The organism is Spartobacteria bacterium UBA695 (genome assembly GCA_002298145.1).
Lineage (GTDB): Bacteria > Verrucomicrobiota > Verrucomicrobiia > Chthoniobacterales > Chthoniobacteraceae > UBA695.
In genome coordinates this window covers 18,817-45,310 of record DBMP01000016.1, presented here as the reverse complement: position 1 = coordinate 45,310, position 26,494 = coordinate 18,817, and the positions used below count along the sequence as shown (strand labels likewise).

Sequence of the window (26,494 nt, the reverse complement as noted above, 5' to 3'; positions counted from 1 at the left end):
GCAAAAACGACCGAAAAACAAAAAGAAATACCTTTCATACACCCACTAAGTAGGTATACATCGTTTTCAAACCAGAATACTGGATCGGTTTAACTCTATCTAAAAGGACTTGCACCGCCCAACAGCACCACCGGAGGCGGCCTCACCAACACTAAACCACTATAAAACCCCTCTCGGGCGGCGGCCGGTTCTTCGCTCGCCGAGAGACCAACTTATCGAGTATGAGTACTCAGCAAGAATTTTACGAAAAACTGGCCACCGCCGTAAACGATCTGGACGAAGAGCAAACCGCGGCCTTGGCGCGCGAAGCCGTTGAAAAGGGTTACGACGCATGGGAAACCATTGAACAGGGCCTGGTGGCCGGAGTGGACCGCGCGGGCAAGCTTTTCGATGAGGAGGTCTACTTCATCCCCGAGCTGCTGATCGCCGCCGACGCCATGTACGCCGGGCTCGACATCCTCAAGCCGCACGTCAAGCGCAGCGGCGAGGCTCACAAAGCCAAAGTCGTCATCGGCGTCATCCAGGGGGACACCCACGACATTGGCAAGAACCTCGTGCGCCTGATGCTCGACGTGGGCGGCTTCGAGGTGATCGACCTGGGCCGCGACGTGCCGCCGCAGACCTTCGTGGACCGGGCCAAGGAAGTCGGCGCGGAAATCATCGCCATCGGCACGCTGATGACCACCACCATGGAAGGCATGGCCGAGGTCATCCGCATCCTGAACCAGGAAGGCATCCGCGAGGAATTTATCGTCATCATCGGCGGCGCGCCCATTTCGCAATCCTATGCCGACAAGATCGGCGCCGACGGCTACGGCTCCAAGGCTTCGCACGCGGTCTACCTCGCCAAGCAACTCCTCGAAAAGCGCAAGGAGGTAGCAGCGTGAGCACGGCAACCCGACCCGTCCCGAAGAAAGATCAGCTCTCCTCGCTGGAGCGCGTGGTGCTCGCCCTTCAATACAAGAAACCCGACCGCGTTCCCGTGGCCCCGCTCGTCTGCGGCGCATCCCGACGCGTCACCGGCATCAGCTACGCCCGGTGGTCCCAGGATGCCGAGGCGGCCACGGCCAGCCTCGTCGCCGCGCAAGACTTGATCGGCTTCGACGGCTTCCTGACGCTGGTGGATCTCTCCGTCGAGGCGGAGGATTTCGGCCAGAAGCTCATCTTCCCGGAGAACGGCACGGCGTATCCCGACTTCGATGATCAGTACCTCAAATCCGCCGACGATTACGACAAAATCAAGCGCGTCGATCCGACCAAAACGCGCCGGATGAAAACGGTCATCGATATCGTCCACGGCCTTGCAAAAGCACGCGGCCAGACGGTGCCGGTCATGGGCTTTGTCTACGGACCGCTGGGCGTGCTTTCGCAGATTCGCGGCCATGCCGAGCTATTTAAAGACCTCATCCGCCACCCCGCGCGCGTGCTGGAGGCGGTGCAGACGATCAACCTCACGCTCATCGACTACGCCGTGGCGCAGGTTCGCGCGGGAGCCCACGCCATCGTGATCGATCCGCTCTATTCCTCGGCCACCATTCTGAAAAAGGAGACCTGGAACCGTTTCGAGGGCCCGTTCGTCGGCGCGATTGCCGACGCGGTGCGCGAGGCAGGGGCGGCCGTGATCGTGCACAACTGCGGCGACGGCGTGTACTTCGACAAGGTGATCGAGAACATCAACCCGGTCGGCATCTCCCATGCCTACCCGGCCTATGGGTCCAAAAGCTGGACCGAGCATGCCGAGAACTGGGGCAAGAAAGTCGTCACCATCGGCGGCGTCGATCCGGCCCAGGTGGGCCACGTTCTCTCGCAGGAGGGCGTGCGGGAACTCAGCCGCGAACACATCGAGACGTTCAAGGTGGCCGACGGGGGCTTCATTCTCTCCACCGGCTGCGAATTTCCACCCCATGGCAACCTGCTCAGCGCCAAAACAATGGTCGAAGCGGGCCGCCTCTACGGTCAATACGAATAATATCCAATAGCATGAGCCAGTCTCTTCCCCATCGTCCGGTTCCCACAGGCCGCCGCGCCCGCTTGCTGAGCGCGCTCGCCCGCAAACCGGTGGACCGTCCCCCAGTGATCTGCACCGGGGGAGCCCTCACCGCGCTGACGGCCGAGGTCGTCGCCCAATCCGGCAGCAGCCTGCCCCAGGCGCACCTCGATGCGGAAGAGATGGCCAAACTCGCGCTCGCGGCGGCACGCATTACCGGCTTCGAGTCGGTGGGCGTGCCGCTCTGCGCCACGCTCGAAGCGGATGCCTTCGGCGTTCCCGTGGAGCTCGGCGACGAGCGCACGGAAGCCCGAATCATCCGCGAGCCCTACCAGCACGCTCGCGACGTTCCCCGTCGCCCCGTGGAGGAACTGCTGCGAACCGGCCGCGTACCCGTAGCCATCGAGGCCATTCGGCGGCTGGTGGAAACGGCGGGCGACCTCCCCATCGTCGGCAACCTCCTGGGGCCGCTCAGCGTGGCAGCGGAGCTGGTCGAGCCGGTGGCTTTTTTCAAGGAACTGCGTACCGCTCCCGCCGAGGCCGGGGCGCTGCTGGAATACACCGGCGATTTCCTGGCCGCCCTGGGCTGGGCCTTCATCGAGGCTGGAGCCGATGTCCTGACCGTTTGCGAAGATACGGCGACGCCGGAATTGATCGGCCCGAAGCGTTTCGCCGACGTAGCGCTGCCGCACCTCAACTGCCTGATCGACCGCCTCCAGGCCACGGGCGTTCCCGTGATCCTGCACATGTGCGGGGCCGTGGACCGAGCGGCGGAATCGCTCGACGCGCTGCACGCCACCGGCTTCCTGCCCGACGCCAAGGTTTCCATCGCCGCGTTACGCGAGCGCCATCCGAATTTAACGGTGGTCGGCAACGTCAGCACGTTTCTCCTGCACAACGGCCAGGCCGACGCCATCGGGAACGTCACCCGGCGCATCGTGGCCGACGGCACGCACATCGTCTGCCCGTCGTGCTCCATAGCCAGCGCCACGCCGCTCGGCAACATCCACGCCCTGACCCGCGCCGTCGCCGGGGCGGAATAAACGGGGCCCGCCTTTTGCGATTTACCCCGATAAAAGGCATAAAGTCTCACGCAAAGACGCAAAGAAGAGATGCACCTGCCTTCTTTGCGCCTTTGCGTGAAATATTTTTTATAGAGAGGCCATTTATTGGTGGATGACTGTGAAACTCGTATCAAGCCTGCCGGGCCAGCTCGCGTAATACCGGCGAGGTCGCCAGCGCCAATGCCACCGCCCGCGAGAAACTCGTGCGCGGATCGCCCGCCGGCGCGACATGGGATGCGGCGCTCTTGGCCTGCGCCGTCGCCGACGACATCGCCACACTAAGCCCCGCCCAGCAGAACATCGGCACGTCGTTGTTGCCGTCTCCGAAAACCATCACCTCGGAAGCGTCCACGCCGTAGCTCGCCGCCACGGCCGCCAGCGCCTCCGCTTTGTTCACTCCGGAGGCCGTAAATTCCAGGTAATCCGGGCTGGTGATCGTCAATTCCAGTCGGCCCTGATAACGCGCTCGCAACGCAGCCAGCCTCGCGGTCGTTCGCTCGGGGACATCCACCCAGACGAGCTTTTGCGGCGAGGACCCGGCCAGCAGCGTTAAGTCACCGCACTCCGTGAGCCGATGGCGGCCCCGGTTCTTGAAAACATCGGTAAACCGGTCCTCCCGGGCGACGTAAATGGCATCGCGATGAAAATAAAGCAGGCTGCCGCTCGATGACGACGCCGCAAGGTCCACCACCTCCGCCGCGAGGTCTTCCGGAACATTCTGCTCGTACAAAACGCGCCCGGAACGCGCCTGTTTAACGAGTGCGCCCTGGCAGGAAACCAGCGGCGTATCGAGCCCCAGCTCACGGTGCAGCGCGAGCATGCTTTCATGCCGCCGCCCCGAGGCAAGCACCACTCGCACGCCCATTTCCTGCAAGACAAAGATCGCCGCGGCATTCTCCGGACTGAGCTGTTTCTCCGGCCCGAGAAGTGTTCCATCCAGATCGACGCCCGCCATCCGATAGGGGAAAAATTCCTCGGTCATGACCTCGCCGCCGCCTTTTCCCGCAGCTTGAGCAAGCGCTCCCCGGCCGCCTCCAGCGTCGTGCGCTTTTTGGCGAAATGGAAACGGATCAAATGCCGCACCGGCTCGCGAAAGAAGCTGGAGCCTGGCACCCCGGCCACGCCCACTTCCCGCGTCAGCCATTCGGCAAAGGCTATGTCGTCCTCCCAGCCAAATTCGCCAATATCAACCATCACGTAATACGCCCCATCGGGTTTCGTATAGCGCAGCCCCGCGCGGTCGAGCCACTCCAGAAAAAACGTGCGCTTTTCCGTGTAGATGCATTGCAGCTCATGGTAGTAGGCGTCGGGCAATTCGAGCGCCGTCACCGCCGCTTCCTGCAACGGAGCCGCCGCGCCCACGGTCAGGAAATCATGAACGTTGCGGGCGCGCGGGATCACCGCCTCCGGACCGATCACGTAACCAAGCCGCCATCCGGTGATCGAATACGTCTTCGAAAGCGACCCGCACGAGAGCGTCCGTTCGAACATCCCCGGCAGCGACGCGAAATAGACGTGCTCGCCCGGCGCATACACGATATGCTCATACACCTCGTCGGTGATCACGAACGTATCGAACTCCTCCGCCAGCGAAGCGATCTGCAGCAGTTCCTCGCGCGTGAAGACCTTCCCCGACGGGTTGGACGGGTTGCAAAGAATAAGCGCCTTGGGCCGCTGCTCAAAGGCGCGCCGCAGCTCCGCCGGGTCGAAATTGAACTCCGGCGGCCGCAGCGGAACGTAGATCGGCTCGGCGCCCGAAAGAATAGCGTCGGCCACGTAGTTCTCGTAGAAGGGCGAAAAGACGATGACTTTGTCGCCCGGGTTGCAGGCCGTCATCATCGAGACGATCATCGCCTCCGTGCTGCCGCAAGTCACCACGATGTGGGCATCCGGATCGAGCGGTATGCCCGTCCATCGGGTTTGCTTGCGAGCCAGCGCCGCACGGAAATTCGGCGCGCCCCACGTCACGGCGTATTGATGCGGACCGTGGCGCGCGGCGTGCTCGGCGGCGGCGATAAGCGCCTCCGGTGGATCGAAATCCGGAAACCCCTGCGCCAGGTTGACGGCCTGGTGGGCATTGGAGATCCGGGTCATCCGGCGAATGACCGATTCGGTGAAATTTCCGGTGCGAATGCTGGGCTTGGGCACGGACCTATTCTCTACGGTTTCAATGCTTCTAGCAAGTCGGCTTCGAGGTCGGCTGCCGCCTCCAGGCCGACGGATAGCCGGACCAGGTTGTCATGGATGCCGCGCCGGGCGCGTTCCTCCGCACCAACCGCAGCATGCGTCATGCGGGGCGGGTAGCAGAGCAGCGATTCAACGCCGCCCAGACTTTCCGCAAGCACGAAGAGATGCAACCGCGCGACCAGCCGTTCCACGGCCGGGACGCCTCCCTTGACCTCAAAGCTGACCATGCCGCCGAAGTCGCGCATCTGGCGCTTGGCCAACTCGTGCTGCGGGTGGCTCTCCAGGCCGGGATAGTATACCCGCTCGACCTGCGGATGCTTTTCCAGAATGCGGGCCAGATGGAGCGCGTTGGCCGAGTGCTCGCGCAGCCGCACCTTCAGCGTCTTGAGCCCGCGCAGGACGAGCCACGAATCCCACGGTCCGGGCACCCCGCCCGCCGCGTTTTGGTAGAATTTGACGGTGTCGTAGATCTCCTTATCCGACGTAATGAACGCGCCACCGACCACATCGCTGTGGCCTCCCAAATACTTTGTAGTACTATGTACCACCACGCGCGCCCCGAGGTCGAGGGGCTGCTGGAGGTAGGAACTGGCAAAGGTGTTGTCCACCACCAGGATGAGCTTGTGCTTGTCGGCCACCTCGGCCAGGGCCGCGATGTCGACGAGCTTCAGCAGCGGATTGGTCGGCGTTTCGATCCAGATGAGCTTCGTTTTGGGCGTGATTGCTTTTTCAAACGCGGCAATGTCCGTCGCGTCCACGTAGACCGTATCGACGCCCCACGGGCGCAGGATGCGCTCGAAAATGCGGTAGGTGCCGCCGTAGGTGTCGTTGCCCGCGAGGATCTGGTCGCCGGGCTTGACCACCTGGAGCGCCGCCACCGTCGCCGCCGAGCCGGACGAGAACGCGAGGCCGTACTGGCCGTGCTCCACCAGCGCGAGGGCCGCTTCGAGGGCCTGGCGCGTCGGGTTGCCAGAACGGGAGTATTCAAACCCCAGGCGTTGCTTGCCGATGCCGTCCTGCTGGAAGGTAGAGGTCTGGTAAATCGGCACGCTGACTGCGCCGGTGCGCGGTTCGGGAGCCTGTCCGTCGTGAATCGCTAAGGTTTCAAATTCCATATTCGTCTTTGTTGATGAGGGCGTTGATGATATCGAAGCGGCTGATGATGCCGTGGGGAACGCAGTTCCGGGTGACGACGAGTGCGGGCGAACCGCCCAACAGCAGCCGATAGGCCTCGGCGATGTCGGTGTTCTCGTCGAGCACGGGAAGCGGGTTGCCCATGACGACGCCGATGTCCTGGTTATTGAGGTCCACGCCGTCGTGCAGGCTCTTCATGATCGAGGCTTCGTTAAGCGACCCGATCACGTTGTTCTCCTCGATCACGGGAAGCTGCGAGATGTTGTGCTGCGTAAAGAGCTGCACCGCCACCTTGAGCTTCTCCTTGGGCCCCACGGAGATAATGGCCGGGGACTCCTTCTTGTGGCCAATCACCTGCCCGACCTTCACGGAACGCTGCTCGTGCGTCTGCCAGAAGCCGTTCTGACGCATCCAGTCGTCCGAGTAGATCTTGCTCAGGTAGTTGCGCCCGGTGTCGGGAAGCAGCACCACGATGTTGCGCGGGCGCTCCAGGCGCTGCGCGTACTTCAACGCCGCCGCGAGAGCCGTGCCGCTGGAGCCGCCCACGAAGATGCCTTCCTCGCGGGTCAGCCGCCGGGCGGTGTTGAACGACTCGTAGTCGCTGATGCGGACCATTTCGTCCACCAACTGACGATCAAAAGTTTTCGGGATGAAATCCTCGCCGATGCCTTCCACTTTGAAAGGCCGTGGTGTATCACCTGATAATATTGAGCCTTCAGGGTCGGCGCCCACGACCGTAATGTTGGGGTTCTTCTCCTTCAGGTAGCGGGCGGTGCCGGAAATCGTTCCGCCCGTGCCCATCCCGGCCACGAACACCTCCACTTTCCCCTCGCTATCCTCCCAGATTTCCGGGCCGGTGGTCAGGTAGTGGGCCTGCGGATTGCGCGGGTTGACGAACTGGCCCGCGCGGAAGGCGCCGGGAATCTCGCGGGCGATCCGGTCGGCCACGCCGTTGTAGCTTTCGGGGGAATCCGGCGGCACATTGGTCGCGGTGATCACGACTTCCGCGCCGTAGGCCCGCAGGAGGGCGATTTTTTCCCCGCTCATTTTGTCCGGGAGGACGACGATCAATTTGTACCCCTTCACTGCGGCCACCAGGGCCAATCCAACGCCCGTGTTGCCCGCAGTCGCCTCGACGATGGTTCCGCCCGGCTTGAGGATGCCAGCCTCCTCGGCTGCCCGCACCATTTCCACGCCGATGCGGTCCTTGGAACTGCCGCCCGGGTTGAGGTACTCGACTTTGACGTAAATGTCGGAAGCCAGATCCGCTCCGATGCGGTTGAGTTTGACGAGGGGCGTGCGCCCGACGGCTTGGAGGATATTATCGTATTTTGCCATAAGGATATTTTTTCCCGGGGATGCCTTGTATTTGTATTAACTCCAGCGTCTCCGGTGTGGTTGAGAATCGGCGCTTTTCCCCGCGCCGCGGGCAAATTTGAGCGCCTCTCCCCGCATCATGCGAGGAGAGGCGCTGCGAACTGCCCAAAGGGTAGTCCCCATCCACATTTCGAATTCCGTCGAAAGGTGGATGGGAACTTTCATGATGACTTGCCTTAGTTTAGAACGCCCACGTCACGCCGGAGGAAACGATGCTCCGGTCGAATTGACGGGTGGAGTTGTCAATATTGGACCAGACGCCCGAGGCGCTCGCCGTCTGCACCTGGCCGTTCTCGGCGCGGTCGTAAGCGTAGGTTAGATCCCAGGTGAGGTTCTTGGTAATGTTGTACTTGAGACCGACGGACGTGGTGTAGAGCCAGTCGCTGCGGAGTTGGTACGGGTTGTAGTCCGAGTTCGAGGCGCGCACGCCCACGGCCAATTGCAGGTCCTTGGAAAGCTGGTGCCGGAAGCTGGCATCAAAGGTCGAGTCAACATAGGCGTTGACGCCCGTGCTGGCCACCCAGTTCCAACGCTTGTACTTCAGAACCAATGCGTCGCTCTTGGTCGGAGAGATCGTCACGGAAGCCTCCGCGAAGACGCTCGTCGCGTTGTCATCAACCAGGCCATACTTCGCCACGGTGTCGCGGTAGGGGCGGCTGTCGGTGTAGGTGGTGAACTGCGGGCCCACCTGAGCCTCGACCTTCAACCACTTGAGCGGTGAGCCTTCCACGCCCACCAGCACGCGCTGGTAGTCGTTGGTGGCGTCGCGGCCAAGGCTAGTCACGCCCGTGGAGGCATAGTCCGGGTAGGCCTGCTGATACTGATGGCCATAGCGGTAGCCCAGGGTGAAGGCTACGTCTTTATTGACGTTGTAGCCCAGATCAGCGCCGCCATTGACATCGTAGCGATCAATGAAGTTGGTATAGCCGGAGTAGTTGCCGGAGGCTTTGTAGAAATTGGTGCCGAGATCGTAGTAGAGCAACGAAACCGTCGGACGAACGAAGATGGATTCGTTGACGTCGACCTTCACCGCAAGCTTGGAGCGGTCCTGCCACTGGCTGCGGCGTTCGCGAATCGTGCCGTTGGCATAGGCGCTGGCCCCACCCGGGTAGCGCAGGCCGTCATCGTCGCCGTTGATCACCGTCAAGGCGTTGTCGAGAGTGACGGTGACATTGTCCGCCTTGCCCTTGAAGCCCGTCGTGATGCGGTGAGCCTGGTAGGATTCATCGGAAGCATCATGGAAAATGAGAATGTCCGGGCTGTAGCCGAGCGTGAAGCTCTTAACAAAGCTGTCTTTGTCGAGGAACTTGGCCAGATCAACCCCGATCTTCGGCGTAATGGTCGTTACCCACGAGGATTTGTTACGCAGCGCGACGAGATTGCCCTCCGGCCACGCGACGCCCGCGAGGTAAACGTTGGTGTCATAGCTTTCGCCGACACGCAGCGAGAGATCGGTCAGCCACGCTGGCTTTTCCCAAATGACGGAGGTGGTTTCCACGGTGGCTTTGGACGCGTCGCCCGCGATGGCGAGGATCGGCGAAGAAAGCGCTATGACGGCTCCCAGGGCAGTAATGGCGGCCCGCCGCGCGGAGCCCGTCTGATAGGCAAGGAGAGATTTCATTGAATACTAAGGATGATGAAGTACACAACCTTCAGTAGTCTGATGGGTTGCTTGAGGTTTTGTTTTGTTGTTCCTGTCAAGTCCAGTGGTCTGGTTCTTATCGGCCATTTGCAAACGCCGTGGGCCCCGCAAATCTCCATTTTTTTGCAATCAGGGGGTCTCCCTGTCTTGCGTATACACCTATCTACTAGGTGGGTATATATACGTCTACTCTTTTTTTGCCGTCCGTTGGACTTTTTTTGACTCCGTGCGATAAATTTCCTACGTGCGGAGCGAGTCCATACCGGGATTTCAATCCGAAACCCAGTTCGTGGTGGCAGTAGGGCGTTGCAACCAAATCCCCGGCCGCCGCCTAGTTATCGAACCTATGCAAATTCCAAAACACATGGCGATGCCTCTGGCCCTCGGCTGCCTTAGCCTGGCCGCGGCGGCATTGCTCACGGGCTGCCAATGCTGCCCGCCCGTGCGGGAATGCACCACAGTTCAAACGCACTGTGAACCGTGCCCCCCGCCGTTGAGAACCAACAGCACCGTGACGAGCCAGGAGTGCCCCGACGGCATTCATCGGCTCGCGGGCGCGCCGCTCTACTACGAATCCCAAAATGCGAACTGGGAACAGGCGCCGCCTTACGGCCGTTGGTAGGAAAATAAAAAGCCCGCTCCTTGAAACAGGAACGGGCTTTTTTTTCAGCGCTATGAGAAACGATTAGCCGCGGATCAGGCGGCCGCTTTTTCGGAGACCAGTTTTTTGGCCAGAACGACGGCGGCGGGAGCCCGCGAGGCGTAGCCGTCCGCACCGATCTTGGTGGCGAAGCCCTGCGAGACCGGCGCACCGCCAACGATGACTTTGACGCGTTCGCGGATGCCTTCGCGCTCCAGGATGCGCACCACCTCGGCCATGCCGTCCATGGTGGTCGTCATGAGGGAGGCGATGGCGATGATGTCCGCGTCAATCTCCTTGGCCTTGTCGACGAAGGTCTGCGGAGGCACGTCGCGGCCGAGATCGATCACTTCGAAGCCGCCCACGTCGAGCATGATCCGCACGAGGTTCTTGCCGATGTCGTGCGTGTCGCCTTCGATGACGCCGATGACGACCTTGCTTTTCCGTTCCGCCGAGGTGTCGATGGGGATGTGGGGGCGGAGGATTTCGAGCCCGGCATACATGGCGTCGGAGGCCAGCAGCAGCTCGGGGATGAAGTATTCCTCCTGATCGAAGAGTTTTCCGGCGCGGTCCATGCCCGCCACGAGGCCCAGTTCCACGGCCTGCCACGCATCAAGGCCGAAATCGACCGCTTGGTGCGCGAGTTCCTTGGTCCGATCCTCGTCCAGTTCCACCACAGCGGTGGCGAGTTGTTCGTGAAGTTGTTCTGCCTGGATAGTCATAGTCGTTTTAAAATTGAAGTGATTTGATGAAGATTTTTTCGAATGCGGGGTCTTTGGCCAATTCCAGCACACTGACCGCGCGAGTGACGCAGTGGAGCTTGCCGCGAAGGGGATGATTTAAGAGCAGCGCCTGCGCGCCTGTGCGCGAGGTGTTGCCAACAAACTCGACGCGGCCCGCAAACTCCCGGGGCAGCAGGCCGAGGTTGATGAGGCTCTCCGTGCGCAGGTGGAAGCCGAAGGACCCGGCGATGAGCACGCGGTCCACCCCAGCGGGGGTGAGGCCGTTTTCCTTGAGCATCAGCTCAATGCCCGCGCGGATGGCCGCCTTGGCCAACTGCACCTGGCGCACATCTTTCTGCGAAAGGTAAACCGGGCCGGAAAGCCGGAAAACCGGTTTGCCGTCAACAGAATCCCAGCGGTCCTTCCATGGTTTGTCGGGCGACGAGCCGTTGTATTGGAAGCGTCCGTTTTTATCCACGCCGCCATGGGCCGCCAGCTCGCCCACCACGTCGAGGAGCCCGCTGCCGCAGATGCCCACCGGCTCGGCATCGTGGATCGTGGCGATCTCGATGCCCTCGTCCGAAAGCGCCACGCGCTCCACGGCTCCCCGCCCGGCGCGCATGCCGCAGGTGATGTTCATCCCTTCAAAGGCGGGACCGGCCGCCGTGGAGGTGGCCGTCAACACGCCGTCGCGGGCCAGCACCATTTCGCCGTTAGTACCGATATCGACAAAGAGGATCACGCCTTTTTCCTCCGCCAAGCGCGAGGCAAGGATGCCGGAGGAAATATCCGCCCCGACGTAGGCCGACATCACCGGCGGCAGGTAGACGAGCCCCTCGGGCGAAATCGCAAAGCCGATCTCCGCCGCGGGCACATGCTCGGCTCCCTCGCGAGTGAGCGTGTAGGGGTATTTCCCCAGCGAAACTGGGTTCGCCCCGATGGCCAGGTAAAGCATCGTGGTATTACCGCTGAAAACCGCCTCGTAGATCTGCTCGGGCTTGATCCCAGCCTGCTGCGCCACGTCGGCGGCATGGCGGCTGAGCTCGTCGATAATCTCACGCTGAAGCTTCGCCAGCCCCGCCGGTTCCGAGCCGAGCTTGATGCGCGAGAGCACATCCTGCGCGGTGCGCGCCTGGGGGTTGAGGCTCGATGAGGTGGCCAGCTCTTTGCCGGTCCTCAAGTCGAGCAGCGTGGAGACGAGCGTGGTGGTGCCGATGTCCACCGCGAGGCCGTACTGGTGCGCGGTCGTATCGCCGTGCTCCAGGCCGATGCGCTCCGCCCCCGCGAGCAGGTGCGTCGAAGCGCCGTCGAATTCCTTGGAAATCCACGGCTTCAATTCCACATCAAGGGAGTTCCCCTCGCTGAGAATCCGCAGCCCTTCGCCCTCGGAATCCGGGACGTCGGTTTCCACCGTGACGTCGCCGAGGACCGTCGCCTGGCACGCCAGGATGTAGCCCGCCTTGCGCTCCTCTTCGTTCAAGAACCGGTGAGCGTTCTCGTGGACCTTGGCCTCCTGGCCCTTCGCAAGCTTAACACGGCATTTGCCGCAGGTGCCCGCGCCGTTGCAGGGAAACTCGACGTCGGCCCCGGCCCGCCGCAGGGCTTCCCGCAGCGAACCGCCGACCTCCAGTTCCACCGTCAGCTTCAGGTTGGGAAAGGAAACCTTGCTCATGGCTGGGGAACCGGGGCGGCTTCCTTAACCGTGCGGGTCATGGCCTGAATGCTTTCCAAGTGCGTCGAAGTGCTCAGGCCGCACGCGGGCGAAATGATGTCGATGCCGTCGGCGACGAGGTTGCGGGTCATCTTCGCGATTTTTTCCGCCTGGTTCCACTGGAGCGCAAAGGTGCTCAGGTTGCCCATGGTGGTGATGTGCGGGTACTCGGCCTTGAGCGCCGGGAGGCTGATCATCGCGTCGGTGCTCAGCGCATCGGCCCGGATGGAAACCAGCTGCGGCTTGACGCGCTTGACGTCGCCGCAAATGTGTACGATGAACGGCGCGCCCTTGGCGTGAACGCGGTCGGCAAGCTTGTTGATGTAGCGCACCGCGTATTCCTCGAAAATCTTCGGCCCGAGCAGTTCGCCCGTGGCCGAGGGATCGCCGATGGCAATCGCGCTGGCCCCCTGCCCATCGAGCAGCCGGTCGGCAAAGGCGGCAAGCAAATCGGTGACGTACTCCAGCACGCGATGAGCGTCCGCCGGGTGCTTGCGCAGTTCCTTGTAAAAGGTAAGCGGATCGACGATGGAAGCCGCCGTACTCACCGGGCCCGTGAGGCTCGCAACGATCGGCACATCGGGGCGGCGGCGCGCCAGTTCATGCGCGGCGTCCACAACGACGTTGATGCGGCCGCTGTGAACGAGCTGGTCGATGTCGCGAAATTCCACCTGCGTCAGCGAGGGGAAAATTTCGCTCGCGATCTTCGGCTCGCACTCCAGCGTACCGTGATCGACCGGGCTGCCGAGCAGCTCCGCCTCCACCGTCATGCAGAAGGGGATGCCGATGTTTTCAAAGCCGGTGTATTCGTGGATGTCGAGCGCCAGATCGGCCATGCGCTGGGCGTCGAGATGGGCTTCCGGCAGTGTGTGGCCGGTTTTTTTCATGATCTCGACGATGGCGGCATTCATCATGCCACCCGTGCAGATCACCGGGGGACGGTCCACGGATTCCTTGTGGAGCACACGCAGGAGACGTTCTTTTTCGGTGTAGTTACTCATGGGTAAAATAGGAGGTAGTCTTGACGTCCGTGCCGCTCCACGTGTAGAGCGCGAGCAGCGGTTCTCCGCCGGTCTTCATGGTATGAATGACCTCGGAAGGGTGGAGAATAAAGGTCCCGGGCGGGTTGGTATGGGTCACCCCGGCCGCAGTCCACTGGGCGTTCCCGGCAATCACGTAGTAAAGCTCCACCGCCGGGTGGGCGTGAGCGGGATACAAGGTTTCCGGCCCGATCAACGTCAGGCCCAGGCAGACGCTCTGGCTGCGAAAGGGCGCCTCCGGGCCGATGATCTCGGCCCAGCCCATGGCGTTTTCCAGCCCGGGGAAGTCGTCGCGTTTTTCGTAGCCGTAGGTCCAGGGCAAGATAGACGCCACGGGGCGGATCGCCGCGACCAGATCAGCCGTTGCCGGGCTCGCCGCGCCAAAGGCCGCCTCCAGGTGGCGCGTCAGCGGATGCGTATTGGGCGAAAAGACCCCGGTCAGCGGCGGCACCGTTTGCAGGAGCCCCAGCACGCGGGAGGTTTCGTCGCCGATCGCGCCCTGGTGAGCCTTGCCGCGCTGCAAATGGGACTTGGCAACGTCGATGAGCTTGAGAATGAAATTCAAGTCGCTCATGGCTATAACTCCGATTGCAGCATGGCCACGGTGTGCCCGATTTTCTCGCCACCACGGAACGCCTCATAGGCGGTCTCGGAGTCGAGCCGATGCGGCAACAGCTCCGCCTCGATCTCCAGCGCGCGCTGGCCTGATTCCGCCAGATCGACGGACGCGAAAACTTTTTTGAGTACTTCGGCGCGGTAGAAATAAAACGGTCCAAAGCCTTTTTTCTGATTGCCCGCGTGATCGCGAATGACCTCTTCCGGGTCGCCCTGGACCTTCCACGAATACGTCAGAAACGACGAGCGGTAGCCCGCCAGCTCGCCCAGCGAAAGGTAGACCGAGAGCGGCACGCGCGCGCCCATGCACGAGAGCAAGGCCCCGCCAGGAGCCAGGAAATCCCGCGCCTGAACGAGCGCCAGGTAGTGCAAATCGAGCATCTGGCGCTTCACCAGCTCGGGCAGCGTCTCTGCGCGGGGCGGGACGTAGGTGGAGCTGGTGCGCTCCACGGCGAGCCCCTGCGGGTCGGCCAGCGGCACGTTGGGAAGGTTTTCGTAGATGACGGTATAGCGCGAGCCGAATTTCCGCAGCGGCTCCAGCAGATCGCCAAAGCCCGCCTCGATGGCGAGTTTGTAGCCGGGCTTGAGATTGCGTGCGATGTTCTTGGCCGCCACGTCCACGACATCGAGATGCACGTCGGTCAGGCCCACGCGCTCGACGCCCAGGACCTCCGCAGCCGAGAGCACGTCGAGCCCCGAGCCCGTCCCGACGGAGCAGAACGACTCGACCTTACCGCCGCCACGCCGCTGGCGGAAAATCTTGAAGGCGGGCGCGGAAACGTGCGCCACCCAGTCGCTCTCCAGATCGTCCACCCGGGGCTTGTAGGAGTGGTCCGTCAGCCCGATGGAAAGGCGGTCTTTAATATGCTTGGGCTTCAGCGAAAGATATGCCGCCGTATCGACATAGATCACGGTGCCCGGTTCGTTGGTTTGGGTTGTAGGCATAAACTTTATCGGCTGATGCTGCGCAAGGCTTGGTCGAAATCGGCGATGATGTCCGCGGCATCCTCGATGCCTACGGAAACGCGGATCATATCCGGGGTGATCCCGGCGCTGAGTTGTTGTTTGGGGCTGAGCTGGGAGTGGGTGCTGGTCGCGGGATGCAGCACGCTCGTCCGCGCGTCGCCGATGTGCACCACCAGCGCGGCCACCTTGAGCGCGGCCACGAATTTGCGGGCCGCCTGGGAGTTCCCTTTGATGCCGAAGGTCAGCACGCCGCTGGCCGCGTTATGCAGAAAGTACTTCCGGATCCGCGCCCGGTTCGGGTTGCCCTTCAAGCCGGGGTAGACGACCCAGTTGACCTTCGGGTGCTGGCTCAGGAATTCCGCCAGCGCGAGTGCGTTCTCGCTGTGGCGCGGCATCCGCAGATGCAGCGTCTCCAGGCCGAGGTTGATTAAAAATGCGTTAAACGGGCTGAGGCACGCCCCGAAGTCCCGCAGATACTGAGCGCGGCCCTTGGCGATGTACGCGGCCCGGCCGAATTTCTCGATGTAGTTTGTATTGGCGTAGGTCTCGTCGGGCCGGGTCAGGTCGGGGAATTTTCCGTTGGTCCAGTCGTAGTTGCCGCCGTCAATCACCACGCCGCCCAAGCTCGTGGCATGGCCGTCGGCGTACTTCGTCGTCGAGTGCGTAATGATGTTCGCACCGAACTGGAACGGGGTGCACAGGTAGGGCGTCGCAAGGGTGTTATCGACGATGAAGGGGACGTCGAACTCGCGCGCGAGGGTGGCGAATTTATCGAAATCCAAAATCCCCAGGCCCGGGTTGCCGATGGTCTCGCCGATGATGAGCTTGGTATTCGGGCGGAACGCACCGCGCAGGTCCTTGGTCTTGGCCTCCGGGTCCACGAAGGTCGTCTCGATGCCGTAGCGCGGCAGGGTGCGGGCGAGTAGCGTGTAGGTACCGCCGTAGACCGTCGAGGCGGCCACGATGTGATCGCCCGCGTTGGCGATGTTGGTAATGGCGAGCAGGTTGGCCGCCTGGCCGGAAGCCAGCGCCACCGCGCCCACGCCGCCTTCGAGTTCCGTGAGCTTCGACTCCAAAGCAGCCACCGTCGGGTTGCCCGTGCGGGTGTACTTGTTCCCAGCTTCCTTGAGCGCAAAGAGGCGCTCCACCTGATCCAGGTCTTCGTACTTGTAGGTGGTCGATTGGAAAATGGGGAGCACTCTCGCCTCGCCCACTTTCGGGGTGTATCCACCCTGGATGCAGATGGTGCCCTTGCCCCGGGTGGGGGGCTCAGCGGCACGCGCTTTTCGTTCGGAATATTTACTCATATACTAATTGTCAGACTGGGTAGGCATGTGCCGTTTGAACCATGGTTTGAACATTCTCCAGCGGCGAACTCGGCGGGATGTCGCAGCCCGGCATCAGGATGTAACCGCCGCTGGTTCCCTCCGCCCGGGCAATCGCCTCGCGGCTGGCTTCGGCAACGCCCTCGGGGGTCGATTTCTGGATCACCGTGACGGGGTTCATGTTCCCCGCAAAGGCGATCTTGCCGCCCAAAATGCCGCGCGCCTCCTTGAGGTTGACCTTGTAATCCACCGACATGAGATCAGCTCCCGCAATCGGGATTTGGTCGAGCCGGTTGGTCGTGTTGCCGCAAATGTGCACCGTCACCCAAACGCCGCGCGCCTTGATCTTGGCGGCCACGCGCTGCAGGTAGGGGAGCGAAAATTCAATGAACTGACTGCGCGAAATCAGGTCGCCCGAGGAGGTCGGGTCGGCGAGCGAAATCATCGAAACGCCCGCTTCGATGTATGGCTCCAGGTAGGCGAAACAGAGGTCGGCGGCGAAGTCGAGCACCGCGTGCACGGCGGCCTTGTCCTTGTAGATGCCGCGCATCAGTTTTTCCACGCCGTAGGCCAGGCCGCCCAGGGTGAAGGGGGCCCACTGGCTGGTGCCCACCACTGTGTGCGAGCCGATCTCGCGGGAGAGAATCCGCGCCGTCTCCACGAGCAACGCGATGCCTTTGTCATCCGCCACGCGCTTGTACAAATTGGGATCGATCTTCGCCGCGTCGGTGATCACCGATTCCTGCACATCCGGCGTTCCCTTGATGCGGAATTTGATCTTTCCGCCCACACCGCGGATCGCCAGGTTGTGGTAGCCCGACCCGGGCCAGACGATGTCGCAGCCCACCGAATCGTTGGTGGTGGCGATCACCTCGGCGAAGCGCTCCGGGGTGACGTCGAGCGCCTTTTCGAGCGTCAGCCCGGCGCGGTTGAGCGTCCAAGCTCCCGAAGAGAGCAAAGAGACCGGCACGCGCGGGGTTTTTTCCAGCCGGAGGGTTTTCGCAATAATTTCTTTCGAAGTCACTTTTTTTTTGCCTCCTCCGCTATTCCACCACGAGCCCGAATGAAGAAAATTCAGCCGACTTAACAGGGAATGTTCGATGATGCATATCTACCTAGTAGCGCGGTAGGTATTTATGTGTCTATATCTTTTTTTGCTCTGCTCCCCCCGGATCTTGCGCCTCCACTGTAACCGCGCAAAAAAGGGGCAATGAAAGCCCTGCCGGATAGCGAACCCTCTCCGCCCCCTTTTTGAGCACATTTTCACAGAGAATTCGGCGGTTTCTTTTCAGAATGTCCAAAATTCACCAGCCGGAAACTCTGTCACCTAGAGGAAACACACTGTAAAGCCTACTTGGCGCGAAACTTGCGTTCAGGGAAACGAAAACACTTGAAACCATGCTTACCGTGAATTCACTTCCTCCTCCTGCGAAAACGCCCGTTGACCCACCGGCCAGCTATTGCAAAACCGTCTCGGGGCAATGGGTAAAGGTGGTTCGTGGCATGATCCGCGGCCTCAGCCACGGCGAAGTCCAGCTCACCGTGAAAGACGGCGAAGTCGTCGAGGTGCGCAAGCTGGAAAAGATCCGCTTCGAGCGGCACCTTCCGCGCCCCAAGGTGTAGGACCGCCTTTCCGATGGCACATGAGGTGCTATTGGATCCTTCGCACATCAGACAAACTGGGTGACTTGGGAAAGCCCGTCCGGGGCTTTTGGCCAAGTGGATGCATACCGTCAAAAGCGGGGCAACCGAGCCGACCAACGGCCGCTTCCCGCCAAGCAGCTTCTCCGACTGCCTCCGCAGCCCGAAGCAGCCCTCGTCATCACATGAACACTCTGATTGCGGAACCCACCCTTTCCTCCAGCCCGTACTTCAAGCCCGCCGCCAGCGCTTTCGCTCCGACGGGGTTGGATTACCTGGGCTACACGCCTTGCCCGCTGCAAAAAGAGCTGCGCACCCAGGTCAGCCGCTTGTTACAAGGGCTGCGGCGAGCCGACGGCGGCCTGTCCGAATGGGAGGTGCCCATCGGGTCCGGCGAGACCGGGCAAACCAAAGACCTCTGGCGCACCGATGACGCGAGCGCGCTTCCCGAGCTGATTTCCGATTTCGGCAACGGCGACTTTTTCAGCACGGCTTTCCGCAGCCAGTGGACCGAAAGCGGCGAATACGCCCCGATGGGCGACTACCAAACGCGCCCGGAATTCCGCGAAGCCGGGTTCCCCGACCCGAGCGGCCTCTTTCACGTCTACGGCGCACTCCCCTACGTCATCCTGGCCGATCTGCAAAAGCTCGGCTCTCGCCCCCTCCCCCGCCGCTGGGCCGATCTGCTCGATCCCCGCTACCGGGGCGATCTCATCATCGGCGGCGTCCACGAGCGGCCCGGCGAAGTCATCCTCTACAATTTTCACAAGGAATTCGGCAAAGAAGGCCTCACCGCCCTCGGCCGGAACGTCAAAGAATTCTGGCACGGCGCGCAAATGGCCAAGGCTGCGGGCAGCGGCCACCCCGACGGCGCGGCGCTCTACGTCCTGCCGTGGTTCCTCGCCATCAATAACCCGCACCGCAACCGCACAGCGCTGGTGTGGCCCGAGGACGGCCTGCTGACCGTTCCGCTCTACTTTATCGGGAAACGAAATCCCGGTCCGGCCGCGAAACGTATCGCTGATTTTCTGGCCGGGCCGGGATGGGCCCGAATGGTCTCGCGGATCGGCTTTGCGGCGAACCCGGCGGGCGGCCCCATCCCCGGTAAATTGAAGTGGCTCGGCTGGGATTACCTCGCCACGCACGACTGGGAGGCGCTGCGCGAACCGCTCGGAGGCGCGTTTAGAAAAGGATACCGCCCATGAAACTGCTCACCGTCGCGGGCCCGCCCTCCTCCGGCAAAACGGCCGTCATCCTCAAGGCCCTCGGGTGGCTGCGCGACGAGGGCCTCAAAGTCGGCGTGGTCAAATTCGACTGCCTGGCCAGCCGCGACGGCGATATTTTCAAGGCCCACGGCTTCCCCGTCATCACCGGCACCTCGGCCAACTTCTGCCCGGACCACTACTTCATCACCAACATCGAGGACTGCGCCGCGTGGGGTGCCGAACAGGGCCTCGACCTGCTGGTGAGCGAAAGCGCGGGCCTCTGCAACCGCTGCGCCCCGCACATCCAGGGCTTCTACGCCGTCTGCGTCCTGGACAACCTCGCGGGCGTCGATACGCCGCGCAAAATCGGCCCGATGCTGAAAACCGCCGACCTCGTCATTATTACCAAGGGGGATATCGTCAGCCAGGCCGAGCGGGAAGTCTTCGCCTTCCGCGTGCGCAAGGTCAACGCCCGGGCGCACATCCTCTTCGTCAACGGCATCACCGGGCAGGGCTCATGGGAAGTCAGCCGCCTTTGGAAAGACGCCCCCGAGGAGGCCCCGCTCACCGGCGGGCGGCTGCGCTTCTCGGTCCCCTCCTCGGTCTGCTCCTACTGCTTCGGCGAGGTCAATATCGGCGAAGCCTTCCAGCGCGGAATGGTTCGCAAAATCCGCATTCAGGATGCCGCCAGCGCTCCCAATTGACATGGAAAGCGATCTCCCTTTGACCGATCCCGCCTGCGCGGAATTCCTGCGAACCAACCACCTCCCGCCCCCCGGCGGCCACGCCACGCTCGAAGCCTACTGGCACCATCTCCCGTGGGATCAGCGCGAGAACGGCGCCTGGACCCTCGAAGCGCTCCGCGCCGAGCTGGCTGCCTGCCTGGACCCTTCGCGAAAAACCAAAGCGCCCCTCGTCCTCCAGACGCTGGAGATCTTCCACGGCCGCGACAAGACCGGCGCGCCCGAAGCCCACGACCTCTGCCTGCTACCCGGCGACGTCATCTGTATCGTCGGCCCCACCGGCTCGGGCAAGAGCCGCTTCCTCGCGGACATCGAATGCCTGGCCCAGGGCGACACCCCCACGGGCCGCACCGTGCGGATCAACGGCCAGCCGCCCGTGCCGGAGCTGCGCTTTTCCGTCGAAAGCAAAATCGTCGCGCAGATCAGCCAGAACATGAACTTCGTCATGGACCTCTCGGTAAGCGAATTCCTCGAAATGCACGCCGAGAGCCGCGCGCTCGCCTCGCCGCAAACGGCGCTCCAGCGCGTGCTGGAAGCCGCCGTCGGCATGGCGGGCGAACCCTTCGGGCCCGAGACGCCGCTCACGCAGCTCAGCGGCGGCCAGTCGCGCGCGCTGATGATCGCCGACGCCGCCTTCCTGAGCCCCAAGCCCGTGGTCCTGATCGACGAAATCGAAAACGCGGGCGTGGACCGGCTGCGCGCCCTGGAGCTATTTGTCGAAAAAGAAAAAATCGTCCTCCTCTCCACGCACGATCCGCTCCTGGCCCTCTCCGGCACGCGACGGCTCGTCATCGCGGGCGGCGCCGTGCGGGACGTCATCACCCCCTCCGCGCAGGAACGCAAAGCCTGCCGCGAACTCGCATCCATTGACAAAGCCCTCGGCCAGCTCCGCGAACGCATCCGGCGCGGCGACCGCCTCGACGAGCTGGAGCGTATTATTAGCTAATACCAGCGAACTGTAGGGAAACAGCCACCTTGCCGGGCATTTCCCTACAATGGATTTTCAAAATGATCACTAGTCATTAAGGAAAACTCCGCGCCCAACAGATAACCAATCCCCCGCAAGCCGCATGGAATGGGCCTTGAGCGCAGAAACATCCCGCCCCTCCCCGATCGTGGCACGTCATCTGCTAATGGGAAGCCGCACATCAGACAAACTGGGTGATTGCGGTTGGGTGGGCGTATTCATGCCGTCCCCAAATCCGCAGCAAGTAAACAACCTCACCGCGCGGAATGGCAGCCGACCAACGGGCATTCCGGCGTTCTTCCATTTCACCTATGTTGCCATCTCTTATCCGTCGGCGCGTCCATGCGCTGAACGCTTCGCTCGCCGCCTGCCTGGTCGCGCTTCCAGCCCTCGCGGCTGAAAACAAACCCGCCGTCAGCGGCACCACCGAGACTGTCCAGATCGAAGAAGTCGAAGTCACCGGCACGCTCGTCAAACAAGGTTCGGCGGAAGCAGGCTACCGCGTCACCGCCGCCCGCGTCGGCCCGCTCGGCTGCCAGAATCTCCAGGATACGCCCTACAGCATCAACGTCACCTCCAGCGACCTCATTAAAAACACGCAGGCCATGACCATCCAAAAGGCCGTGCAATACAACCCGACCGTGGCCGCAACCTCACCGATGAACCTCGTCGGCGGCGGTGCCAGTTTTGCCATTCGGGGCTTTACCGACACCGACAAAACCATTGATGGCATGCGGGCTCCCAGCCTTGCCAATCTCCCCGTGGAGGACAAGGAAGCCATCGAAGTCATGAACGGCCCCACTAGTTTCCTCTTTGGTGTCGGCAGCCCCGGGGGCACCTTGAATTTCGTGCTAAAGCGCCCGACCTACTCGCCCCTGGCCACGCTGACAATGGGGATTACCGGCGGCGAACAGATGTACTGGAAAGGCGACTTCGGCGGCCCGTTGGATCGCCAGGGAAAATTCGCCTACCGCCTAAACCTGCTCTACGTCAACGCAGGCGAACTCGCCATCAACGACCTGAGCAACCCGCGCAACATGGAGAGCGTCGCCCTCGACTGGAACTACGCCCCCGAGGGCCGCATGACCTTCGATTACTCGCACTACGAAACCAAAGTCGATCACGGCGCGGACTTGTTCAGCGTCCAGCTCGGCTCGGTTAAAAAAGGCAAGATAACCTATGCGGGCCTCACCGAGCTCCCCTCCGTACCGGACGCCACCGCCAACTACATGCCCGCCTTCAGCCGTGCGGGCGATTTCTCCGACCGCGTGGGAACCGGCATCACACAGAAACTCGACGATCACTTCACCCTGCGGAGCAACTTCGCCTACACCACCTGGGAGCGCAATCGCCACCGCGCCGCCGATCTGCTCCTGGATGACGCGGGCGATTACTGGCTGACCCGTAATTACTACGACCAGAATTCGACCACCTACCAAGGCAATGTATTTCTGGACGGGACGTTTGAGACCGGCTTCCTCGCCCACAAAGTCACCCTCGGCGTCGTCGATGACTATACCGAGGTGAAGTATGCCTACCCGTACAAGAACCAAAATATCAACTATGGCTTGTACAACCTATACAATGGCACGCCCTACGCCACCGATGTCGCGGGCGACGCCGTCGGCAACCCCAATAAAACCACCCAGGAGATCAACAACAGTTCCTTCATTTTTGCCGACACCGTCACGATCACTGATCAGTGGTCCGTGATGCTCGGCGGCAACTATGCGGAAATCCAGGACAAGACCTGGACCTACAATTCACCGACCGTCGTCACCGACAACCCGGTCAATGAAAAGGGAGCCTTCACTCCGGGCGCGGCGCTAATGTACAAGCCCACCTCAAACGTCACCACCTATCTCTCCTACATCGAGGGATTGCAGGAGGGCGGCACGGCCCCGTCCACGGCGGCAAATGCGAATGAAGTCCTTGCACCCTACATCAGCCGCCAGGTTGAACTCGGAGTGAAGACCCAACTCTGCGAACGCATCAGCCTGACCACCGCACTCTATCATATCACCAAGCCGTACGCCTTCACAGACCCAACGGACAACGTCTACAAATCAGCAGGCCAGGAGACCCATAACGGCATCGAATTCACGGCCACGGGCAAAGTCACCCACGACCTCACTCTCAACGGCGGCTTCTCGCTGCTCGACGCCACCGTTGAAGGCGTCGGCAGTACCAAGGTCACCGGCGCGGGCGGGAAAAAAGTCGCCCTCGAAGGCGTCATTCCGGCGGGGGTTCCGAGGCAGATCGGCCGCCTGTTCGCCGAGTATGCCATCCCTTGCGTTTCCGGCCTCTTCGTCAACGCGGGCGCGCTCTACACCGGAGCGGCCTACGTCGACGCGGGCAACACGCTGGAAGTCCCCTGGAGCATGACCGGCAATGTCGGTTTGCGCTACGAAACAAGGATCTACGGGCACGCCATGACGACCCGCTTCAACGTCGAAAACTTCACCGGCGAAGATTACTGGGTGGCCACCGGCAGCGGCCTCGCACTGGGGCAGCCGCGGACCTACTCGCTCTCGTTTGAATTCGCCTGGTTCTAGACCTCTCACGCCATGAAACCACTTCCCTTTTCCCTCCGCGCCGCGCTCCGCTTGCTGTTGACGGCGGGAGCGCTTGGGCTGGGCCTGCCTCAAACCGCTCCCGCCGATCCCGCCAGCCGAACCGTCACCGATATGAACGGGAAAGTCGTCTCCATCCCCTATTCGGTAAACCGCGTCGGCAGCACCGGCGCGGTGAACCAAATGGTCCTCATGCTCGGCACGCCGTGGAAGCTCACCGTCGTGAGCCCCGCCAACCGCGACAACCGCTGGATGCGTCGCGTCTACCCCGGCATCGCCGAGGCCGCTGCGCCATTCTCCGGCTCCGACGTCAATATGGAGGAGCTCATCAAGTCCAAGCCGGACGCCATCTTCCTCATCGACAACTCCGGCACCCACTCCTCCTTCAAGAGCCTGCCGAAGCTCCAGGAATCAGGCATCCCGGTCATCCAGGTCCACTTGCGCACCCCCGAGGAAATGAAGCAGGCCGTGCGGCTCGTCGGCGAAACGCTCGGCCCGCAAGAGCGCCAAAATGCCGAGCGGTTTTGCCAGGAATACGACGCCATCCTGGCCCGCATCCGCGCGAAGATCGCTCCCCTCCCCTGCGGAGAGCGGCTTAAAGTCTACCGCGCCGGGGGCATCAACGGCCTCACCAGCGAGGGCGGCAATACGATTACCACCTCGTGGATCGAAGAAGCAGGCGGCATCAACGTCGTGGCCGCCGCAGGCATCCAGGCCCTAGGGGCGAGCATCACCATGGAAGACGTGCTCCAATGGAACCCGGACGTCATCATCACCATGGGCGTGGCGGCCAAGGAAGCCGTTCTCGCCCGGCCGGAATGGAAATCAGTCAACGCCGTCCGCAACGGCCGCGTCTACGTCAGCCCCGTGGGCGTTTATCAATGGAGCGTGCGTAGTGCCGAAACCGCGCTGCAAAATCTGTGGGCCGCCAAAGTCATCCACCCCGAGCTTTTCCCGGATCTCGATATGAACGCCGAGGTCCGGCACTTTTACCAAATTTACTACGGCTGCGAGCTGAGCGAAGCCGAAGCCAACGAAATCCTCAATCCTCCGAAGTAAACCCGATGCAGCCCACGGAAGAAAGCCTCCAGGCCCCTAAGAAACTGCCCGAAGAAAATTCGGCGCTGGTTCTCTTCGTCCTCATCGCGCTCCTGCTCGCCCTCTTCGCCGCGTCGTTCGCCTGGGGGCGTTACCCGATCTCCTTAGGGCAACTCTTCCGCGTCATCGAAGCCAAAATCACCGGCGTCCCGAGCGGACTGCCCGCCGCCATGGAGTCGGTCGTCTTTAATATTCGGATGCCGCGCATCTTCGCCGCGCTCTTGATCGGCAGCGCTCTCTCCGTGGCGGGCTCTACCTACCAAGGGTTATTCCGTAACCCCATGGTTTCATCTGACATCCTCGGCGCTTCCTCCGGCGCGGGGTTTGGCGCCGCCGCCGCCATCCTCCTCTCGCTCGGGCTCACCGGCATCCAGGTCTCCTCCTTCATTTGCAGCCTCGCGGCCGTAGTGCTGACGCTACTGGTCGGCTCGATCGTGGAACGCGACGGGCGCAGCTCCGGCCTCTCTCTGGTGCTCACCGGCATGGTCGTGAGCACGCTCTTCTCCTCGTTCATCGCCATTTCCAAATACGTCGCCGATCCCGAGGAGAAGCTCCCCGCCATCACCTTCTGGCTCATGGGCGGCCTCTCGTCGGTCGGCGCGCGGGATCTGCGCATCGCGCTCATTCCAATGGCCATCGGCTTCGTGCCCATCCTGCTTCTGCGCTGGAAGCTCAACGTCCTTTCCTTTGGCGACGAAGAAGCGCGCGCCCTGGGGCTCGAAACCTCCCGCCTACGCATCTTCTTGATCGTCTGCTCCACGCTGCTCACCGCCGCGTCGGTATCCATCAGCGGCATGATCGGCTGGGTCGGCCTCATCGTGCCGCACCTGGCGCGGATGCTCGTCGGGCCCAACTACAGCATTCTCCTGCCCGTCTCCGCGCTCCTGGGCGGGCTGTTCCTGCTGATCGTGGACAACGTCGCGCGATGCGCCTTCGCCGTCGAAGTCCCCATCGGCATTTTAACCTCCATTATTGGCGCGCCGTTTTTCGTATACCTCCTCGTCAAGGGGAAGAAAGGATGGACATGAAGCTTTCACTCGACAACGTCGCCTGCGGCTACCCGGGAAAGACGATTTTGGAAAACCTCTCCCTCGAAGTTACCACCGGCGAAATCCTCTGCATTCTCGGCCCCAACGGAGTCGGCAAAACGACGCTCTTTAAAACGCTGCTCGGCTTTCTGAACCTCCACGCGGGCCGCATCACCCTCGACGGCGAGAACGTGCAAGGCTGGTCGCGCAAACGGCTTGCCTTCACCATCGGCTACGTCCCGCAGGCCCACATTCCGCCGTTCCCCTTCTCCGTGCTCGACGTCGTTTTGATGGGCCGCACCGCGCGGATCGGCTTCCTCGATTCGCCCAAAAAGCACGACCGCGAAATCGCCGCGCGAGCACTCGAAACCCTCGGCATCGCCCACCTGAGCCGCCGCGTCTACACCGAGATCAGCGGCGGCGAACAGCAGATGGTCCTCATCGCCCGCGCGCTGACCCAGGAGCCCCGCTTCCTCGTCATGGACGAGCCGACCGCGCACCTCGACTTTGGCAACCAAGTGCGCGTCCTGCAAAAAGTGCGCCAGCTCGCGGCTTTGGGCATCGGCATCGTCATGACCTCGCACGTCCCCAACCACGCCTTCCTCTGCTCCTCGCGCGTCATCCTGATCCAGCGCCACGGCATTTTTAAAACCGGCACCGCCGAGGAAATCATCACCGAGGAAAACATGCGCGAAACCTACGGCGTCAACGTCCGGCTCTCCGCCGTCCTCAACGAGAGCGGCACGGAAATCAAAGCGTGCATCCCGCTTCTGGTGCAAAATCCGCTCGAAGACCAGGGCCTGCTGGCGGCCTGTTAAAAAATGATCTG

24 protein-coding genes are annotated in these 26,494 nt (G+C 62.2%); 12 read left to right on the top strand and 12 right to left on the bottom strand.

Translation table 11 applies throughout. The annotated features are described in order from the left end of the window. Nucleotides 1-221 precede the first annotated feature (221 nt). Genes B2828_RS10740 through B2828_RS10730 form a run of 3 tightly spaced genes read left to right on the top strand, consistent with a single transcriptional unit; the run spans nt 222 to nt 3,030 of the window. Nucleotides 222-887, top strand: a complete 666-nt coding sequence (locus tag B2828_RS10740) for a corrinoid protein (RefSeq protein WP_479633739.1) — start codon at nt 222-224, stop codon at nt 885-887. Further along, nucleotides 884-1,969, top strand: a complete 1,086-nt coding sequence (locus B2828_RS10735) for a uroporphyrinogen decarboxylase family protein (protein ID WP_479633738.1) — start codon at nt 884-886, stop codon at nt 1,967-1,969. Before B2828_RS10740 ends, B2828_RS10735 begins: the two co-directional genes overlap by 4 nt. An 11-nt stretch (nt 1,970-1,980) precedes the next feature. Next, nucleotides 1,981-3,030, top strand: a complete 1,050-nt coding sequence (locus B2828_RS10730) for a uroporphyrinogen decarboxylase family protein (RefSeq protein ID WP_479633737.1) — start codon at nt 1,981-1,983, stop codon at nt 3,028-3,030. 151 nt (nt 3,031-3,181) lie between these two features. Here B2828_RS10730 and B2828_RS10725 read toward each other — a convergent pair whose 3' ends face one another. From B2828_RS10725 to B2828_RS10705, 5 genes are all read right to left on the bottom strand, one after another. Beyond that, complete coding sequence (locus B2828_RS10725; RefSeq protein ID WP_479633736.1) at nt 3,182-4,033, bottom strand: Cof-type HAD-IIB family hydrolase; 852 nt, start codon at nt 4,031-4,033, stop codon at nt 3,182-3,184. Then, nucleotides 4,030-5,199 carry a pyridoxal phosphate-dependent aminotransferase gene (locus B2828_RS10720; protein ID WP_479633735.1) on the bottom strand — a complete coding sequence of 390 codons (1,170 nt, stop codon included), beginning with the start codon at nt 5,197-5,199 and terminating at the stop codon, nt 4,030-4,032. The genes B2828_RS10725 and B2828_RS10720 overlap by 4 nt, the downstream gene beginning before the upstream one ends. 11 nt (nt 5,200-5,210) lie before the next feature. Continuing rightward, the gene (locus B2828_RS10715) at nt 5,211-6,353 is read right to left on the bottom strand and encodes a cystathionine gamma-synthase (protein ID WP_479633734.1); all 1,143 of its coding nucleotides are present in this window, start codon (nt 6,351-6,353) and stop codon (nt 5,211-5,213) included. Next, entirely contained in the window at nt 6,343-7,710 is a 1,368-nt protein-coding gene (locus tag B2828_RS10710; protein ID WP_479633733.1) for a cystathionine beta-synthase, read from the bottom strand. Before B2828_RS10710 ends, B2828_RS10715 begins: the two co-directional genes overlap by 11 nt. 220 nt (nt 7,711-7,930) lie before the next feature. Beyond that, complete coding sequence (locus B2828_RS10705) at nt 7,931-9,370, bottom strand: outer membrane beta-barrel protein (RefSeq protein ID WP_479633732.1); 1,440 nt, start codon at nt 9,368-9,370, stop codon at nt 7,931-7,933. 367 nt (nt 9,371-9,737) lie between these two features. Between B2828_RS10705 and B2828_RS10700 the strand changes: the two genes are divergently transcribed. Further along, the gene (locus tag B2828_RS10700; RefSeq protein WP_479633731.1) at nt 9,738-10,013 is read left to right on the top strand and encodes a hypothetical protein; all 276 of its coding nucleotides are present in this window, start codon (nt 9,738-9,740) and stop codon (nt 10,011-10,013) included. Nucleotides 10,014-10,087: 74 nt separating this feature from the next. Here the strand turns inward: B2828_RS10700 and B2828_RS10695 are convergent, their stop codons facing one another. Genes B2828_RS10695 through B2828_RS10665 form a run of 7 tightly spaced genes read right to left on the bottom strand, consistent with a single transcriptional unit; the run spans nt 10,088 to nt 17,434 of the window. After that, nucleotides 10,088-10,753: a corrinoid protein gene (locus tag B2828_RS10695; protein WP_479633730.1), complete on the bottom strand. Its 666-nt coding sequence runs from the start codon at nt 10,751-10,753 to the stop codon at nt 10,088-10,090. 7 nt (nt 10,754-10,760) lie between these two features. Then, nucleotides 10,761-12,425, bottom strand: coding sequence for an ASKHA domain-containing protein (locus B2828_RS10690; protein ID WP_479633729.1), 1,665 nt, complete (start codon nt 12,423-12,425; stop codon nt 10,761-10,763). Beyond that, complete coding sequence (locus B2828_RS10685) at nt 12,422-13,465, bottom strand: uroporphyrinogen decarboxylase family protein (protein ID WP_479633728.1); 1,044 nt, start codon at nt 13,463-13,465, stop codon at nt 12,422-12,424. The genes B2828_RS10690 and B2828_RS10685 overlap by 4 nt, the downstream gene beginning before the upstream one ends. Then, complete coding sequence (locus tag B2828_RS10680) at nt 13,458-14,078, bottom strand: dimethylsulfonioproprionate lyase family protein (RefSeq protein WP_479633727.1); 621 nt, start codon at nt 14,076-14,078, stop codon at nt 13,458-13,460. Before B2828_RS10680 ends, B2828_RS10685 begins: the two co-directional genes overlap by 8 nt. A gap of 2 nt (nt 14,079-14,080) precedes the next feature. Further along, nucleotides 14,081-15,064, bottom strand: coding sequence for a hypothetical protein (locus tag B2828_RS10675; RefSeq protein WP_479633726.1), 984 nt, complete (start codon nt 15,062-15,064; stop codon nt 14,081-14,083). A 5-nt stretch (nt 15,065-15,069) separates the two neighbouring features. Then, entirely contained in the window at nt 15,070-16,392 is a 1,323-nt protein-coding gene (locus B2828_RS10670; RefSeq protein ID WP_479633725.1) for an O-acetylhomoserine aminocarboxypropyltransferase/cysteine synthase family protein, read from the bottom strand. A gap of 10 nt (nt 16,393-16,402) precedes the next feature. After that, nucleotides 16,403-17,434 (bottom strand): uroporphyrinogen decarboxylase family protein, encoded by a 1,032-nt coding sequence (locus B2828_RS10665; RefSeq protein ID WP_479633724.1) that lies wholly within the window; start codon nt 17,432-17,434, stop codon nt 16,403-16,405. A gap of 383 nt (nt 17,435-17,817) precedes the next feature. Between B2828_RS10665 and B2828_RS10660 the strand changes: the two genes are divergently transcribed. The 8 genes from B2828_RS10660 to B2828_RS10625 all read left to right on the top strand — a co-directional run bounded on the left by B2828_RS10660 (nt 17,818) and on the right by B2828_RS10625 (nt 26,483). Further along, nucleotides 17,818-18,033 carry a DUF2292 domain-containing protein gene (locus tag B2828_RS10660; RefSeq protein ID WP_479633723.1) on the top strand — a complete coding sequence of 72 codons (216 nt, stop codon included), beginning with the start codon at nt 17,818-17,820 and terminating at the stop codon, nt 18,031-18,033. 203 nt (nt 18,034-18,236) lie between these two features. After that, nucleotides 18,237-19,256, top strand: coding sequence for an ABC transporter substrate-binding protein (locus B2828_RS10655; RefSeq protein WP_479633722.1), 1,020 nt, complete (start codon nt 18,237-18,239; stop codon nt 19,254-19,256). Continuing rightward, nucleotides 19,253-19,960, top strand: a complete 708-nt coding sequence (locus B2828_RS10650) for a GTP-binding protein (RefSeq protein WP_479633721.1) — start codon at nt 19,253-19,255, stop codon at nt 19,958-19,960. The genes B2828_RS10655 and B2828_RS10650 overlap by 4 nt, the downstream gene beginning before the upstream one ends. A 1-nt stretch (nt 19,961) precedes the next feature. Beyond that, nucleotides 19,962-20,945, top strand: a complete 984-nt coding sequence (locus B2828_RS10645; protein ID WP_479633720.1) for an ATP-binding cassette domain-containing protein — start codon at nt 19,962-19,964, stop codon at nt 20,943-20,945. Nucleotides 20,946-21,277: 332 nt separating this feature from the next. Then, entirely contained in the window at nt 21,278-23,521 is a 2,244-nt protein-coding gene (locus B2828_RS10640) for a TonB-dependent receptor (RefSeq protein ID WP_479633719.1), read from the top strand. Nucleotides 23,522-23,533: 12 nt separating this feature from the next. Continuing rightward, entirely contained in the window at nt 23,534-24,598 is a 1,065-nt protein-coding gene (locus B2828_RS10635; protein WP_479633718.1) for an ABC transporter substrate-binding protein, read from the top strand. Between the two features lie 5 nt (nt 24,599-24,603). Next, on the top strand, nt 24,604-25,665 hold the full coding sequence (locus B2828_RS10630; protein WP_479633717.1) for a FecCD family ABC transporter permease: 1,062 nt from the start codon (nt 24,604-24,606) through the stop codon (nt 25,663-25,665). Continuing rightward, nucleotides 25,662-26,483 (top strand): ABC transporter ATP-binding protein, encoded by an 822-nt coding sequence (locus tag B2828_RS10625; protein WP_479633716.1) that lies wholly within the window; start codon nt 25,662-25,664, stop codon nt 26,481-26,483. Before B2828_RS10630 ends, B2828_RS10625 begins: the two co-directional genes overlap by 4 nt. The last annotated feature ends 11 nt before the right edge of the window (nt 26,484-26,494 follow it).

Bases quoted from the DNA above. Each gene is read 5' to 3' on its own strand.
- B2828_RS10700 (WP_479633731.1), top strand. From the start codon at position 9,738: ATGCAAATTCCAAAACACATGGCGATGCCTCTGGCCCTCGGCTGCCTT.
- B2828_RS10630 (WP_479633717.1), top strand. From the start codon at position 24,604: ATGCAGCCCACGGAAGAAAGCCTCCAGGCCCCTAAGAAACTGCCCGAA.
- B2828_RS10670 (WP_479633725.1), bottom strand. From the start codon at position 16,392: ATGAGTAAATATTCCGAACGAAAAGCGCGTGCCGCTGAGCCCCCCACC.
- B2828_RS10725 (WP_479633736.1), bottom strand. From the start codon at position 4,033: ATGACCGAGGAATTTTTCCCCTATCGGATGGCGGGCGTCGATCTGGAT.
- B2828_RS10655 (WP_479633722.1), top strand. From the start codon at position 18,237: ATGAACACTCTGATTGCGGAACCCACCCTTTCCTCCAGCCCGTACTTC.
- B2828_RS10710 (WP_479633733.1), bottom strand. From the start codon at position 7,710: ATGGCAAAATACGATAATATCCTCCAAGCCGTCGGGCGCACGCCCCTC.
- B2828_RS10675 (WP_479633726.1), bottom strand. From the start codon at position 15,064: ATGCCTACAACCCAAACCAACGAACCGGGCACCGTGATCTATGTCGAT.
- B2828_RS10640 (WP_479633719.1), top strand. From the start codon at position 21,278: ATGTTGCCATCTCTTATCCGTCGGCGCGTCCATGCGCTGAACGCTTCG.
- B2828_RS10715 (WP_479633734.1), bottom strand. From the start codon at position 6,353: ATGGAATTTGAAACCTTAGCGATTCACGACGGACAGGCTCCCGAACCG.
- B2828_RS10740 (WP_479633739.1), top strand. From the start codon at position 222: ATGAGTACTCAGCAAGAATTTTACGAAAAACTGGCCACCGCCGTAAAC.
- B2828_RS10625 (WP_479633716.1), top strand. From the start codon at position 25,662: ATGAAGCTTTCACTCGACAACGTCGCCTGCGGCTACCCGGGAAAGACG.
- B2828_RS10705 (WP_479633732.1), bottom strand. From the start codon at position 9,370: ATGAAATCTCTCCTTGCCTATCAGACGGGCTCCGCGCGGCGGGCCGCC.
- B2828_RS10635 (WP_479633718.1), top strand. From the start codon at position 23,534: ATGAAACCACTTCCCTTTTCCCTCCGCGCCGCGCTCCGCTTGCTGTTG.
- B2828_RS10690 (WP_479633729.1), bottom strand. From the start codon at position 12,425: ATGAGCAAGGTTTCCTTTCCCAACCTGAAGCTGACGGTGGAACTGGAG.
- B2828_RS10685 (WP_479633728.1), bottom strand. From the start codon at position 13,465: ATGAGTAACTACACCGAAAAAGAACGTCTCCTGCGTGTGCTCCACAAG.
- B2828_RS10680 (WP_479633727.1), bottom strand. From the start codon at position 14,078: ATGAGCGACTTGAATTTCATTCTCAAGCTCATCGACGTTGCCAAGTCC.
- B2828_RS10695 (WP_479633730.1), bottom strand. From the start codon at position 10,753: ATGACTATCCAGGCAGAACAACTTCACGAACAACTCGCCACCGCTGTG.
- B2828_RS10730 (WP_479633737.1), top strand. From the start codon at position 1,981: ATGAGCCAGTCTCTTCCCCATCGTCCGGTTCCCACAGGCCGCCGCGCC.
- B2828_RS10645 (WP_479633720.1), top strand. From the start codon at position 19,962: ATGGAAAGCGATCTCCCTTTGACCGATCCCGCCTGCGCGGAATTCCTG.
- B2828_RS10650 (WP_479633721.1), top strand. From the start codon at position 19,253: ATGAAACTGCTCACCGTCGCGGGCCCGCCCTCCTCCGGCAAAACGGCC.